This is a genomic window from Haloferax denitrificans ATCC 35960, from assembly GCF_000337795.1.
Lineage (GTDB): Archaea > Halobacteriota > Halobacteria > Halobacteriales > Haloferacaceae > Haloferax > Haloferax denitrificans.
In genome coordinates, this window is record NZ_AOLP01000017.1 from 127977 (window position 1) to 142685 (window position 14709).

Annotated in this window: 11 protein-coding genes and 1 pseudogene; 4 read left to right on the forward strand and 8 right to left on the reverse strand. The window is 55.1% G+C overall.

Annotation, left to right across the window (positions count from 1 at the left end; all coding sequences use genetic code 11):
- Nucleotides 1-3: 3 nt before the first annotated feature.
- From C438_RS14320 to C438_RS14330, 3 genes are all read right to left on the reverse strand, one after another.
- Nucleotides 4-963 carry a transcription initiation factor IIB gene (locus C438_RS14320; RefSeq protein WP_239640693.1) on the reverse strand — a complete coding sequence of 320 codons (960 nt, stop codon included), beginning with the start codon at nt 961-963 and terminating at the stop codon, nt 4-6.
- Nucleotides 964-1037: 74 nt separating this feature from the next.
- The gene (locus C438_RS14325) at nt 1038-1262 is read right to left on the reverse strand and encodes a hypothetical protein (RefSeq protein WP_004970291.1); all 225 of its coding nucleotides are present in this window, start codon (nt 1260-1262) and stop codon (nt 1038-1040) included.
- Nucleotides 1263-1310: 48 nt separating this feature from the next.
- The gene (locus C438_RS14330; protein ID WP_239640694.1) at nt 1311-1859 is read right to left on the reverse strand and encodes an SWIM zinc finger family protein; all 549 of its coding nucleotides are present in this window, start codon (nt 1857-1859) and stop codon (nt 1311-1313) included.
- Between the two features lie 344 nt (nt 1860-2203).
- Between C438_RS14330 and C438_RS19145 the strand changes: the two genes are divergently transcribed.
- Together C438_RS19145 and C438_RS19155 are read left to right on the forward strand one after the other, a co-directional pair.
- On the forward strand, nt 2204-3217 hold the full coding sequence (locus tag C438_RS19145) for a hypothetical protein (protein ID WP_083900020.1): 1014 nt from the start codon (nt 2204-2206) through the stop codon (nt 3215-3217).
- A 398-nt stretch (nt 3218-3615) separates the two neighbouring features.
- Entirely contained in the window at nt 3616-4527 is a 912-nt protein-coding gene (locus C438_RS19155; RefSeq protein WP_239640695.1) for an ADP-ribosylglycohydrolase family protein, read from the forward strand.
- A gap of 121 nt (nt 4528-4648) precedes the next feature.
- On the opposite strand, the pseudogene C438_RS14340 reads toward C438_RS19155, so the two are convergent.
- The 3 genes and pseudogenes from C438_RS14340 to C438_RS20115 form a co-directional block, all read right to left on the reverse strand.
- Nucleotides 4649-5960 (reverse strand): annotated as a pseudogene (locus tag C438_RS14340) (RNA-guided endonuclease InsQ/TnpB family protein).
- A gap of 182 nt (nt 5961-6142) precedes the next feature.
- Nucleotides 6143-7081 (reverse strand): ImmA/IrrE family metallo-endopeptidase, encoded by a 939-nt coding sequence (locus C438_RS14345; protein WP_049918132.1) that lies wholly within the window; start codon nt 7079-7081, stop codon nt 6143-6145.
- Nucleotides 7082-7213: 132 nt separating this feature from the next.
- On the reverse strand, nt 7214-7339 hold the full coding sequence (locus C438_RS20115) for a hypothetical protein (protein WP_275039882.1): 126 nt from the start codon (nt 7337-7339) through the stop codon (nt 7214-7216).
- 103 nt (nt 7340-7442) lie between these two features.
- Between C438_RS20115 and C438_RS19420 the strand changes: the two genes are divergently transcribed.
- Entirely contained in the window at nt 7443-8060 is a 618-nt protein-coding gene (locus C438_RS19420) for a winged helix-turn-helix domain-containing protein (protein ID WP_152421778.1), read from the forward strand.
- A gap of 315 nt (nt 8061-8375) precedes the next feature.
- On the opposite strand, the gene C438_RS19530 is transcribed toward C438_RS19420, so the two are convergent.
- Both C438_RS19530 and C438_RS14360 read right to left on the reverse strand, forming a co-directional pair.
- Nucleotides 8376-11888, reverse strand: a complete 3513-nt coding sequence (locus C438_RS19530; RefSeq protein ID WP_160166871.1) for a tetratricopeptide repeat protein — start codon at nt 11886-11888, stop codon at nt 8376-8378.
- A gap of 199 nt (nt 11889-12087) precedes the next feature.
- Nucleotides 12088-12939: a DNA-binding protein gene (locus tag C438_RS14360; protein ID WP_049918094.1), complete on the reverse strand. Its 852-nt coding sequence runs from the start codon at nt 12937-12939 to the stop codon at nt 12088-12090.
- Nucleotides 12940-14019: 1080 nt separating this feature from the next.
- Between C438_RS14360 and C438_RS14365 the strand changes: the two genes are divergently transcribed.
- Nucleotides 14020-14700 carry a hypothetical protein gene (locus C438_RS14365; RefSeq protein ID WP_049918095.1) on the forward strand — a complete coding sequence of 227 codons (681 nt, stop codon included), beginning with the start codon at nt 14020-14022 and terminating at the stop codon, nt 14698-14700.
- Nucleotides 14701-14709 lie beyond the last annotated feature (9 nt).

Here is a 14709-nt window from a genome sequence, read left to right on the forward strand (position 1 = left end):
TTCTCACACCAGTTCGGTGAGTTCGACATAGCGCGCTCTGAGCGTTGGGACCGACACGTCCGCGAGTGCGGCGAGTTCGGTTTGTGTCGGGGCGACATCGTGTTCCGTTCCCGCGAGATAGAGACACGCCGCGGCGACGCCAGCCGGATTCCGCCCGTTCGTAATCCCATCCTCGTCGGCAGTTGTCGCGAGTTCGTACGCCCGCGACTGCACCCGCGTCGAGAGGCCACTATCCGACCCGAGTCGAGTGACGTACGTCCGCGCGGTGACGACCTGCGCATCGATTCCTAACTCGCTGTTGAGCGCTCGATAGCCCGTTTGGACCTGGTCACACGAACAGCGCGCGACGCTCGCGATTTCAGCACGTGGCCGTGGGAGGCCACGCCGACGACACGTCGCATACAGGCTCCCCGCGGCAATCATCTCGACAGACCGCCCTCGGATGAGGTCTGCGTCCTGGGCATGCCGGTAGAGCTGACTCGCCTCTTCGATGAGACTCCACGAGAGGTCGAGTGCGCTCCCCATCCGGATAATCTCACCGAGCGCCGTCGCGAGGTTCCGCTCCCCTTTCGACTCGAAGCGTGCCCGCCGATGCTCGCGCCGAAGCCGGTAGAGTTGACGTCGCTTCTTGGACGATACCGTCCGCCCGTTCGCATCACGGTTGTAGCCGATCTCTGCTGAAACGCCTCTGTCGTGCCGCGTCGGGGTGAGTTTTCCACCCGTTCGTGGAACTGAGTGTGGATCTTCGTCGAACACACGCGGACCGTGCGTATGGTCGAAATAGTACTGGTCGACGATGAGTCCACACCCCTCGCAGGCTGTTTCACCGCCATCTGTCCTCAGTCGTCCGTCACATTCGGGACACTCGCTAGCGTCGATGGATTTCCCGCACGATTCGTCGAAGGTCCGGTCGTAGATTTCTCTCAGAGACATTGTTGTCGGTCGTGAGGTGGCCTGATTCACCACCCCGCACCCCTCAAGGGGGGAATAAAATTGGCAGGCGGTGCGCCGGGTGTCGTTGTCACGTCGACCGCGACCTACACCGGTTGGGATGGACAGCCCTGCTCGAACCCGGACGGCTCGTTCTGTTCGTCTCCGCAGTTCACACAGCGCCAGACGCGCCGCCGACCCTGGTCGAACTGTGCGAGTGTTTCGAGCGACGGTGTTCCGTCGTCGTCCCACTCGGTGATGATCTGGATCTTGTGTCCGGTCGGTGTTCGCTCGGCGATGCCGCTGTCGTGTTTGGTATCGTTCGTTGTCATCGGAAGTACGAGGGAAGTTCCCCCACACCCCTCAGGGGGAGATAGAATTCATCGCGATTGCTCGAACGCACTCGTCTCTCGTCGCGACTCTGCTGCACACCGCGCGAAGCGACCGTCCGGCTGGGGCAGGATGCGCGTCCGGAGTTCGAACAATACCCGCCTGAGGTGCTTACACTCGACACCGCGTTTCTGGTGGTCTGGGCAGCTACACGTCCCCGCTGCGATATCGACCTCGTAGGTGTTCCCGCTCGACGACTCGACGTCGTACCGCGGGCCGACGGTCCCGAACCGGACCGTCATCGCTTCGGTGAGTGCTTTCCATGTCCGCGAGTCTTCGACTGCGTAGCCGCCGTCGCTCACGAGCGGGCGGCCGGGTGTCGCACGACACGATTCGCGGAATTCGTCGCGCCGGTTCCGCTCGTGACCGCAGTTCCGACAGCGCCAAAACCGCGTTCGATAGCCGTCGCCGTCGGAGAGTTCGATATCGTAGTCAGTTGGCTTGCTTCCTGGCAGCCACTCGGTCACACGGACGAGGTCGTGGCCGCGGTGGGTCGCTGATGCTGCAGACTGTCTGCTGGGTGGTCGTTTCGTTGTCATTTGAACGGCGAGCGCTCGTGGTGAGCCCCCGCACCCAACAGGGGGCGATAAAACGTCTCGTGGATCTGGCCTTGAACTCACCATCCGAAACGGCTAGGACAACCATTGGGAGATTCTTTATCTGCGACCTCGATTACTGGTACTAGATCAAACATATAGAGATAAGACGGGATTGTCAATCTGTTTAGTATGATAACTGCTGGTTGCCTCCTAGAGTCTACGTGTAGTACACTGGGTCACAATTACTGCATGTGAAGGTGGATTGCAGGACACGTGTGTCTACTAGAAATTCATCATTGTGATTATATACGAGGAACAGGATCATATACCGACACGAACAAATAATGACCGAACTGGAAGGCGAAGTCAATTTACCGCTGGTTGATCCTATCGATACGTTCAAAGATGATTTTGGTCTTGATCTTTCCCAGCAGGTCTGTGTCTCTCAGGCGACACCGAAATATTTCAAACTGAAGAAAGATATCGTAGAGGATTTTGTGAGTTTAGTTAGAGGGATCCATGGCGATAAGCCAACCAAAAAGGTCCGGAAGTTGCTAGACGATATGAAGACTGCGAGTAATCAGCCAACCGTTGGCCAAACATATGACCATCTCGTTCGTGAAGCGCTTGGTTGCTCTGGATATATCCGGGGCGATGGGAAATCTGTTCGATCACTCGCGGAAGGATCTACTGATACGTATCGGGATTTCTATCGACTCACCCAAGCGTTCCTATCGCAACAACAGGGTACGAGAAGCGGACTGTACAGAGGACTGTATCCAGAAGAGATTGCTCCAATTCTAGCTGCAGTATTAGAACAACCCGACAACCCGATAATCGAATTGGAGTCGACAGTCGTCAGTAGCTTTTCTCTTTCTGAGAAGGTTTCACAGAGCTTTTCTCGTGGGCTTATTTGTGAGTTTGATCCCCAAGATACAGGGATCGCATTCGCACCTGACTGCTTTTTCAAATCTCCCAAACATACGGGTTTAGAATGTGAGTTCCACGTGCTAACTGGTGCGATTCAATTACCCACAGACAAACTTCTGGTATACTTTCATGATCGCGATACCAATCGAGAGCCGCGAAGACTTCGGCGCACGATTCAATCTATGAATACTCCAGCGACGTTGGATGCTGTTCAGCACCGTGATATTGCACGTCTGCTTGACATCATAGTTGAAGAGGATCTGGCCAATGACGACTACAATTTGACTGTGCAAACACCTGATGCAAACGAACGCCTTTGGAACTGGATTGACTACACCGAAACTCAGTCAGTATTCTCCGAAAACCGAATGGATATTCTAACAGAGTATACGACCTACATTGTCGGTCCTCGGAATCCTGCGAAATAGATAGTGCAATTAATCTTAGAAAAGAAAAGATTCTTTATGCTACCAACTGAGATGTAAGAGTATGAGTCAGTTACGTGGCGACTTAGGGGCTCCATTTGATCGAACGGTTGTTCGGGACCGCTCGGTCAACTTCATCCCCAACGACCCAATACAAGTTCGGGTAAGCCACGATCGTGATCTCACTTGGCTTCAAACCCAACGAGAACAAGCAGAACCCCAAAGAAAGTCCTTTTTCGAACTATCTGAGGACGAGTTGGATGACAAGCTTGAACGTGTGAAATCGGCACTCGAGGCGCGTGAGTCTTCGAACATTGAGCGTGAGTTTCACGCGAGCGACTAACTGCACTTAGCGTCCGATTCTATTGCCAACTAAACAAGCACTTGATCGTGCAGCAGGGGTGTTAGTTGGTATCGCCTGTGGTGACGCAATTGGTCGCCCTGTAGAGTTTCTATCCCCCACAGCTGTTGCTGAACAGTTTGGAACTATAGAGGGTCCTGTGGATGGTGGCAGCCCACCTCAACCAGCCGGGACAGTAACTGACGACACCGAGCTCACGCTTCTTACTGCAAGCAGCATGGTTGAGTGTCAGCAGTTCTCTCCAGCGGACGTCTCTACAAGATTTGTTGACTGGATGGGGGACTCCCCTCTCGATGTTGGATACTTAACCAGGGATACGCTACAAAAGATTGCAACTGGTAAGGACTGGCCCCTTGCGAGTTATGAGGCATACAAGCAGACACCCAAGGGAAGAGAAGCGGGGAATGGGAGCCTTATGCGGTGTGCTCCGATTTCACTGGCGTTTCAAACAGACCAAAGTTCATTGATAAGCGGAAGTAGAGTGTTATCTGCGATAACCCATTACGATAGGCGATGTCAGTGGTCCTGTGCGTTGTTAAATTCCGTTCTCGCACAGACTATTCATGGGGACTCGCCTGATCCTGCCGCATTTTTAGATAGGTACGACCATCATCTCCCCGGTGAACTGAAAACGGTTATCTCCGAATGGGATTCAACTTCACCGACATATGACAGCGGGTACGTACTAAGTAGTCTCCAGGCTGCAATGTATCACGGACTTACCGCCGAATCACCACGCGATGGGATCATTGAGGTCGTCAACCATGGTGGCGACGCGGACACAATTGGTGCATTAACCGGTGCACTAGTGGGGGCTCGGTTTGGAGCAACTGCCTTTCCTACCCAATGGGTTGAGACCGTTTCAGGGACTGACGATGCGATCAATCTCAGCCAGAAATTACTGAACATGGAGTTCCCAACATTTAATGCTGAACCATACTCGATTGACTGAGTTCACCATCACGCCATTTGATATCAAGTCAGGCAGGATCTATCAATAACCAAATTAAGATCATTTCGTCGCAGTAGAGAGAAAACCTACACCGGGAGTCAACTACCCCACCCTGCTTCGCTCACCCTGACGGGTTCGCTCGTGGAGGGTGGGGCTTGTCCATGAACTCGGCCTCAAACCCTTCCGGGTGGGCGGTGAATCCGCCACTCGTCGTTCACGAGAGCAAGCTCTCGTACAGCCCATCAGGTTTCTACGAAACCTGAGGACGTCACGGTTCCAGACTTTAGGGCAAGTTGACTGTTGCCCGTCCGCCGAGACGACTGTTGGCCTCGACGGACGTACCGCATCCCAATGTTCTTCGCCGCGTTGTAGTCCGCGTTCGCTTCCGACTCGCATTTCAGACATCGGAACTCGTTTCGAGTCAGACGATTCTCGTCTGCCGTGAATCCACACTCGGCGCACCGCTTCGACGTATACGCCGACCCGACTTGCTTCACCGCGATACCTTCGACTTCGGCTTTGTACTCTACCTGTTCGTAGAGCGTTCGGAATGCCCATTTGTGACCCCACGACGCACCCGTCCGCTCGCGGATGTTGGTCAAGTCCTCGAACGCAATTATGTCACAGTCGTGGCGTAGTGCCTCGTCTACGATGGCGTTCGACGCTCGGTGGAGCACGTCACGGACGTATCGTAACTCTCGACCACTCAACTGTTCGAGCGTCCGGTGGGCACTTCGCGTCCCAGTCTGTTGGAGTCCCGAGCGTAGCTTCTCGAACTCGCGGAGGTTGTGAGTCAACTCCCGTCCGCTGAAGAAGAAAGCGGTGCTTGTGACGGCGAGGTTTTTGATGCCGAGGTCAACCCCAAGGACCGTTTCGTCCTCGGCGGTGTTCCGTTCGGTATCAGTCTTGTGTCGACGAAAACCAATGTGCAAGAAGTAGTCGCCGCCGCGGGTGGTGAGCGTACTTTCGGTGACGCACCATTCGTCGGCGTCGAGATACTGCCGTTGGTAGCCACCGTCGGCGTTGGGCAGCGCAAGGTCGCACCGGACGCGACTCTTCGTGGTGGAGAGAGACACCGTTTCGTCGTCAAACAGCGTCATGGTCCGAGTGTCGTATTTTACTGTGGGTGCGGTGAAGGTGGGCTTGCTGACTTTCTTGTCTTTTGACCGGCGTTCGAGACAGCCGGTGATAGCTTGTGCGGCTTGGTGGGTGGCGAGAACCACGTGCTGACTCCCGAGGTCGGTGCGTTCGCGCACGTCGTCGTAGGCGAGGGGTTGGACGTCGCTTTTCGCGTTGCACTTCCCCCACGCCATGTCCGTGGCGATTTGGCATCCACGCTTCCACTCGGAGATGGTTTCTTCGAGGAGGTCGCGTTGCTCGTCCGTAACTTCGAGACGAGTGATTGCTGTCCGACGCACGTAGTCGTCTACCACAGGTTCAATGTAGATTAGAGGCCATTTATTAATAGTGTTTGTAGCTGATACAAAGGCGATTCTCTCCTTCCTCCCGTTCACTTCACTCGCGCTTGAGGAAGAGACTCCACACTATCGATTCAGTTGAAGTCCGTGGTCACCGTTGCCCAACAGAATGTGCTTGTGTCGCAATCCTAATCGAATTACGCCAGATCAGCCGAATCATCAATCGCCCCGAGTATCGACACCGTCACCGACCGAATCCGATTGAGCCGTTCGAGCACCGACTCGGCGTCCTCGCCCGCCCACGCAGCGAGGTAGAACGCTGAGTTACTGACATCCAACCCGAACTGTCGACCGACGAGATACGCGACTGCTTCCGCTTCGACTTCGCGCAGCGACCGCTCTGGGAGGCTCGTCCGGTTTGCGTGCAACAGCCCATGAGCGAACTCGTGAACGAGCGTCGTCGCCATATCCGCCTCGTTCGACCGCTGTCTGACTGCGACGCTCGGTCGCTGTCCCTGCGGGAATTCACACACGCCGCGCGCCGCGCCGTGGGCCCATTCACTCGGAGACACGAGCGACACGTCCACCCCGAGCGACTCCGCCGCGGCACAGAGCGTGGGAACGAGGTCGCTCGCGTCACCGTACGTGTCGGTCTCCAACGACGGAAGCGGCTCGCCCGTCGTCTGCGATACGTCAAACACGGGGACCGGCTTGAACGAGCGCAGTTGACTCGACCACTCGGCGTACGGCACACCGTCGCTCTCGCAGTCGTCGTCGTGGCCGGACTTCGGTTCGCCACAGGCCGGACACAGTTTGGCCGTGATCGGAGCCCAGATCCAAATCGCCGACTCACCTTCCGACACCTGTCTGTCGAACTCGGTTTGCCACGTCCGGTAGCCCGCGACGTGCGTCGCGTCCGGACATTGCAGCGAAATGAGCAGGCTGTTCCGCGCCGAGTAGTCGTGAAACCGGCTCTGGATGTTGAGCCACCGCTGGAACGCCTCGCTTGTGTGTGCGGTGGTCGTCTCGGCGAGGAGGTCTTCTAACCATTCCTCGACGGCAAGTTGCATCTCGTCGGCACGCGTTGTTCGGTCACTAAACGATGCATCTCTGTGGGTTGGTTCTGTCGTTGCCATCTGAATCCCGCGGGACACTGAGTACGCCCCGCACCCGTCAGGGGGCGACAAAACAGCCAAAATCTCACCACCGACACAGAACTCATAGTCGTTCTGATTATCTTAATCATGATTTTACTAATCGCGATTTTACTAATTCGGAGGTGACTCGGCGAGGAGGTCGGTAATCCAGTCGTCGAGCGCGTCGTGCATCTCGTCGGCACGGGTGGGTGCGTCGCTGAACGTCGCTGTCTGCGTAGTTGTATCTGGCAGTGACATTGCGAATCAGCAGGGCGAGGTGCCGCCCCGCACCCGAAGGGGGTAGACAAAATTAGCCATCTCCAGCAAAGCTATTTTACTTACTGCGCTCGTACGACGACCAATGACCGGAGCAGGCTCCCCCACAACACCGTGGCAAGGTGATGTCAACGAGGCAGTCATTGATGACTGGAAAGCAGACACCACGACATTCGAGCGTATTCGGCAGGTAATCGACGTTACAACGAATCCACAAACTGCCAGCGAAATTGCTGAACGTGCCCATGTAAGTGACCCAACTGCACGGAAGCACCTCTCGGCGCTCGCTGAGACCGGCCGTGTCAAAGAAATCGCAGCAGGTGGTGCCACTCGCTACATGCGTGCACCACAGATGCTGGCGATGCGGCGGATCGCCGACATTCACCGCGAGCACACGAAAGACGAGATTCGACAGGCGATTCGAGACCTCAAAGATGAACGTCAAGCGATCCAAGAACAGTACGACGCGACGACTGTCGACGAGCTGACCTTGGAATTGGAGTCCGGTGCTGACGGGTGGGCAGACCTCACTCGGTGGCAGCAAATTGAGCAGAACCTTGAGATTGCCCAAGCTGCGCTGACGCTCTACGACTTCGACCCAGATGATAGCCGATCTGCAGCGGCTCGGCTCTCTGATCGTGAAAACACGATCCGCAGCCGAGGTGCACTACAGGACGACGGATCTCAATCCGACTGTGAATGACAGACGAGACGGTCATTGAGAGTGTTAAGTTAGTAATTCGGCTGCCACGGCTGGTTGCACTTCGGGCACCGGTCCGGGGCCGTTGCAATGTTGTTGTACGACTGGACGTTTCCGCAAGAGTTGCACTTCATTTCCCGTGCCATGGCCGCTGATAATGTCAGAAATTGACTAAGTTCTAAGGTGATTGGGCAGCTGGATTTAGTGATGATACGAGTGCATCAGTTGTTGAAACAAGTGCGACCAGTCTGCAATAGGAGGAGCAGTCCACAACTGGAGTCAAAACGTCACCACGTTCACTTTCCGTACCGACCGCCATCAGTCATGACTGTCATCTTCAGTAGTTTCTACATCCGAATCAGTAACATCTGCCCCACCAGATTGGAGGCCCTCAATCTCAACTAGATTACCGTAGCCATCTTCCTGCCGAGGAAGTGACCTAATTGGGTCAACTACTGAAGCACCGTAAATAAGCGCTGTACAAAGATATCTTGCCGCCACAGCAGCAATCTCTGAAGACGAATTAGGGTGTATGCCCGAACTCTTCTCTAATAACGTGCTGTACTGGTTTGGCTCAAGATGTTGAGTAATTGTATCGTATAGAATCTCTTCAATTGAATAGAGTCGGCTTTGCTCAACCAGGTCTAAATCTTGTAGTGAAGCTTCTGTTTTCCCGTCTATGAGTATTACAATTGCAGTTTTGAAAACTCTCGCTCGGTGTCCGATGTCATATTGCGTACAGCGAGGCTCATGAGTCTCTGCATGTTCAATCGCTTTCACGAATTTCTTGAGTGCTTGCTCAAGCGTTGTTGTCTTACTATCCTGTACCTCACCACTCTCAAAGGCGGCCCGAACACAGACAAGTCCCGAAAGAAAGGGCTCACGTGCTGGGAGATGGTTATCAAGTGGACTTAGTGCTCGGAATTCATCGAGGTCAATATACTCATCCCCTTCTGGAATCTGTTCAATACGCTTGACATATGGTTTTATATTTTCAAATTCATCTTTTGATTCGTAAATACTCCCAAGGGTATCGAGTACAGTTTGAAGATCTCGATAGTACCCTGCGTCTTGGAACGTGTCGAATGCTTGGCTGAGTAACTGTTCAGCACGTTTCAAATCGCCATTCAGTTCGCCGTCTCCGTTCTTATATTGTGAGTGAAGTGCATTCGCAATATTCTGCTTACTCCGAGCAACTCCAATTTGATCTCCTCGCTCTTGATAGAGCTTCATAGCCCGCTCAGCAGCACGAATCGCATCCGTGTATGCTTCTTTCTCAATGTGCAACAATGCTTGATTACCAGCTAATGTACTGTCTACAGAGCCACCAATAGCATTTTCATCTAATTGTGATTCAGCGATGCCAAGCCACTCGTCAGCAGTATCAATGTGTCCAGCCTCAAGACACGCGAGTGCAACCTGGTTTGCTGTGGCGAAGGCAAACCCTTCCAGTTCATTTTCTACTGCTAGCTCGAAAGCACGCTGATGAAGCTCAATCGCTTTTTCGGTTTCACCGATTTCTTGATGTACAAACCCTGAGCTGTCAAGGACCGAGATTTCCAACCAGGGTTCGTTAACCGAATCTAACAGACTGCGTGCTGTTAGATATGCGTCCATTGCTTCGTCGAATTCACCCCTTTGAGTAGCCAAATCACCTCTGTGTAGATGGGCTTTTGAGCGCTGCTCTATCGAAAAATCAGTATCCGAAATGATCGCTTCAAGATCTGCTACTGCGTCTGTCAGGGAGCCTGCTCCAATCGCTGCTGATGCGCGGGTGAGTCGAATAGTGCCTTCGATATCGTTTGGTAAATCTCCGATTGGAACGAGTGGTTGTCTAGGAGAATCAAATAGTTGAACAAGAGATGGATAGTCAACACCAACCTTGTAGAGGGCAGTAATGAACACTCCAACAGAACTGTCTGGTGTTGCATCAACTGACTCAAGGAATTTTGAATCGGAAAAACTCGTCCGCAGAGTCTTGAGATGAGTTTCGTCTCTGAGGTCTAAGATCCCCTCGATTAGCTGGCAGACGCGTGGCATAACCGACAAGCCCCGTTCATCAATGACGGTTTCAAGATAAATTCGCGACCAAAGTTCATGGCGTAGGCTGTATGACTCTTCAGCACGAAATAGGATTTCATCTTCAAGGATGCTAAGGGCCCGTTCGGTTCGCCGCCGATCATACCCAAGTGTAAACAGAAACTCTGGAGAGAACTTTAGTGAGCTCACATTGAGCACATTTACTGCGAGTGCAGCGTCTGCGACGACATCTCGAAGGTCACGCTCAATTGGGTTTGAAGTGGCAAAGTTACTACATTCGAATCGAAGCGCCGTTGCCCGGGCATGCTCTGTAAGGGGGTCATGACTATCTTCCGAGCCGTGAATGAGCAAGTAGGTCAGTAAAAGAAGACCGCCTTTGGTGTCTTTCTGCTCCTCTACTCGAGTGCACAACTCGTCAGCGGTATAGATAACATCGTCTCCAGTAGCCCTCTGATAACAGTCTATTAGTGCACGACAGTCGTCAAGACTTGGATCTGGGAGAGGGTGGTGACTGAATTGAGGAATAAGATGACGAACACGTCGGCTGTGAGATGTCTGCTGAGCGGTCATACGCTTAGTAGCAGTCTCAATATCTGCGTCACGGGCGTCGCAGAGGAAAGCCACTTCTTCATCTTGTTGGTACCGCTCAATTGAGTTCAGTACGTCACTTTGTTCCTCTCTAAGTACATCTTCGACAACAACTAAGACCCGTCCTTCGGATTTCAAGTTCGAAATCTGTGCCTCAAGCTTCCCACGCTGACTGAATTCCGTTTTTTGTGCCTCCCGATAGAGAACTGCCCCGTGTCCACGGTCGTGCCACTTCGTTGCAACTTGCTTACAGATCGTACTCTTACCACTTCCGCTTGAACCGGTGAGTAGCTGAGGGGCACCGGTTTTGAGTTCCATCAATAGTTTCTCAGAGAGGGTCTCTGTTGGTGCTGTCTCTGGTAACTGGCGTTCAATCGCATAGCCCTCAGAAACCTCTGAGAGGCGAAAAGGGCGATTATAACATTGTTTAGGAATTGGAGGGTATTGACGGTAATAGACCGGTGTGAGACGAACAAAGCCGGCATCTCGTAAATCAGACTGCAAGCGCTGTTGAAACTCTTCTTCGACCGTCTCGTGTAATGTTTTCAGTTCGTCACTAATTGCGTTGACTGCAAGTTGTACTTCGGTGACCTCATCAACTGCTTCAATCGACTTCTTTGCTGTTAATGCTTTACTGAATTCAAAAAATAGAGACAGTGATTTCTCAGTTGAATCAACCCCGAAAAGAGTCTGTAGCTCAGAGACTTGCAACTCACCATCTGTCCCGAGAAGACGGGTAACCGAGGCTTCTAGTTCCGCTTGGAGTTCAGGGTCTCGTTGGTAATCTTCGAGTAGCCCTGCAAGTTCCTGGTATTGTCCCTCACCCGCCTGGAGAGCCGCTTTTGCATACTTATCGCCGTTTGGCAAGAATGATGTGAGCTGGCTAGCAACCACGGCACCAATCCGCTGATGGCGTTTGTCCGCGTCTTGCATCTCCTCGGCAAAGTCTCGTAACTTAGTGTCTAATTTTTTAGTTTTGTTTGTTGCAAAGTTTTTTGCTAAAAACCCCGCAGCGCCGCTTTTCAACAGGTATCCAGTTAATCCACCCAACGCAGCACCCGTTACTGGGGAGCCGCTCGTGATCGCACCTAGTCCAGCACCAATCGCATGGGCAGCCTCATCATCAAGCCCTGTCAAACCTTGATGAATCGCTTCAGCGATGAATTCAGAAGAGAACTCCGTGACTGAATCATCGTTTTCCATTGACATCCTAATTCATGTTACCAGTAATAGTTCTGGTGCACAACACAAGGTAACTGGTCACAAGATAGAGAGCAACCAAAACCGTGCGGAGAGGTCGTGGCTGCGCGCGCAGCACCGCAGGTGCGAGCACGGAGCGGTGGGTGGGGAGGTGGGGCCGGGGTGGTGGAGACGTAAAAAAGAACACACCCACCGGCGACGCCTACTCAGCCCACCACGCCTCGCGCGCTGGGAAGCTAATGTCGGACCACCCCGTCACGGCCACCGACACACGCCCACCGTACCAGCTCTTTGCGACGTTCCGCAGCGTCACCCGCTCGCCTTCTCTGACAGCCGGTTTTCTCGACTTGGCCCAAATAGTGAATTTCGTCGTTCCAGTCTCGTCCTCAATGAGTCCCACTTGTTGAATTGCGCTACTCAGAGGCTCCCAAAGGGTCTTCACACGACCTTCTATCGACACCTCACGACGACTGACCTCGCTGACCGCCGCAATCGGAATTACCGTCCCGGGTGCTTGTTGGAACTCCTCGAATACACCCACGACCGCGCTCATCATCGAGTTCCCGTCTGCGACTACCTCGGCCAGCCGCCGACTGATCGCCGCCCTCGACCACGCATCGAGTTTCGACTGGATTCGTCCTGCTTCTCTGTTCACAACGCCCAACTGTTCAGCCGTCAGTTGCTCACGCGGGTCTGCCTCCTCGGGGTCGGCCCACCGATTCACACACCCTGCGCGTTTCTTGAATTCTCTCGTTGCTTCGATACTCGACTGTTCCACCGCCGTCTTCGTCCGTGCTTCTCGACTCGACGTCTGTCTCCGGTCCCACCGTGCACGCGTCTGTTCGATTTCCCATTCACGTGCAGCCAGCCGCTCTTCTTCCGCGAGGGTCAGTCCCCGACCAACCGCTTCAGGATTGTTCAGGTCAACCTTGGCTTGGATTTCGAGTTCAACCGTAGGATGGAGCGCTGGCGTCTCATCGACTACGTCGTCGTCGACTGTCGAGGGGTGATTGCTGTGCGAAACTTCATTACTGAACTGCTTCTTACTACTCATTGCTGTTACCTGAAAGGCGCTCACTCGGCGTCTTCTTCCGACATCACGACTCTCCAGCCGCAGTGTTCTCACAGACTGACCGACACCAATCGTCTCACGGCGACGCCGCCGCGCCTTCGCCGGCTTGTCCGGCGCGGCGCGTCGCCAACAGGTGTCCCCCACAGACGAGCGCGGGGGTGAACCTTGAGGTGAGCGCGCGGTCAGGGCAGTCAATCTACCGACCCGCGGGTCGTCGACCCCGTGCAGGCCGTCCGTCGTAGACGCAACGGCTGAACCGGGACGACGAGACGGCAAGCGGGAGGTTGACAGTCCTGAACGGCGTCGCATACGGCCACAGCGAGGCCGCAGAGAGCGAGGACCCGCTGGAACAGCACCGCGCCCGGACCCGCACGAGCCTGTCCCGTCCGTCGAAGACGCAACGGAAACGCCTCGTGCGGCAGCCCGGTGCGGGCTGGACGCCCGCGGACCCACAGCTCGTCGCGGCCGAGTTTGAGCGCACGCCCGGCAGGCCGCACAGCCGGCCCTGAGTGAGCCCCGGACCGTGGCATATGGGGGTGAGCACGGCGACCCCCAGTAGCCACCGCAGCCCGGGTGAACGAGGGGTGAGGGCAAGTGCCCGAACGGCGAGCAGCCCGCCCGGACCGCGCAAGCGGCCACGTCTGAACCAGCCGGCCGGCGGCGCGACCGCATCGAGGGAGCGCTGACGCAACGGCTGGTGAAGATGCAGCCAGCCCGGTCTCGGTCATGGCCCGGACGCGGGCCGAGCGCTCGCAGGCCCGCCCTCGGGGCTGACCGGTATCGGGTGGCTGCACGCGGCCCGACCCGGCCCCGAGACCGTGCCCCGTCCGTCGCAGACGCAACGGAAGCGCGAAACGCCCGGGCCCGGCAGGAACGGACTGCCCGCCGGAGCGCGCACAACCCGAGCAGTCGCCCCCAAGCGTACGGACGCGCGTCGTGTTCACTTTGGGAGCGACGCTTGGGAGACGCCCACTACTCGGTCACGTCGTCGATGAACTGCTTGGAGAGACCCGACGTGACAGCCAGCAATATCGTCACATGTTCTCGGTCCGAAGTGTTCGCATGGGACTCGAAATTGATGAGGAGCGCTTGGGGGCCGTCCTCGAAGCGCTTCCGACCGCTGCACACGACGGCGTCGGCCGACACGCTCACTTCACTCGCCAAAAGTACGAGACCATCTACGGAATTACACCCGGGACGATTGAGGACCACCTCGATACTGTTTTCAGCATCACCATTCGCCAACGAGCTGGACCCCAAAGCATCGAACAGGTTGAGACCGCTCGAGAGGCGTTCGATGCCGAGACGTTTCGGTCGCTGGACCCCCACGCAGACGCGTACGCGTACCTCACCGATATCGAGGGTGTCGGCCCGAAAATCGCCAACGAGTATCTTCGCAAGGTCGTCCACGCGTTCAGCTTCAAGGAGACGTGGTGTGCCGACCTGTACGTCCCGCTCGACCAGCACGTGGTCGCCGCCCTCGTCGAAACCGGCTGTCTTCTCGACGGCGAGGTGCGACCTGAGAAGACGAAACCGAGCGCGCTGTTGAACTTGAATCCCGAGAGCAATCCACGGACACGACTCTCCGCAAGCGCACTCCAAGCGGCGTTCAAACGGGTCGCCGAAACACAGGGAACCGAGCGAATCGCTTTCGACGAACTCTGGTCGGAACACAAGTTCTTCCTCTCGATTCCAGAGTTTCGAGACAAAAGCTGTCTGAGTGAGTTACTCGAATCGAGGTGAGAACGATGG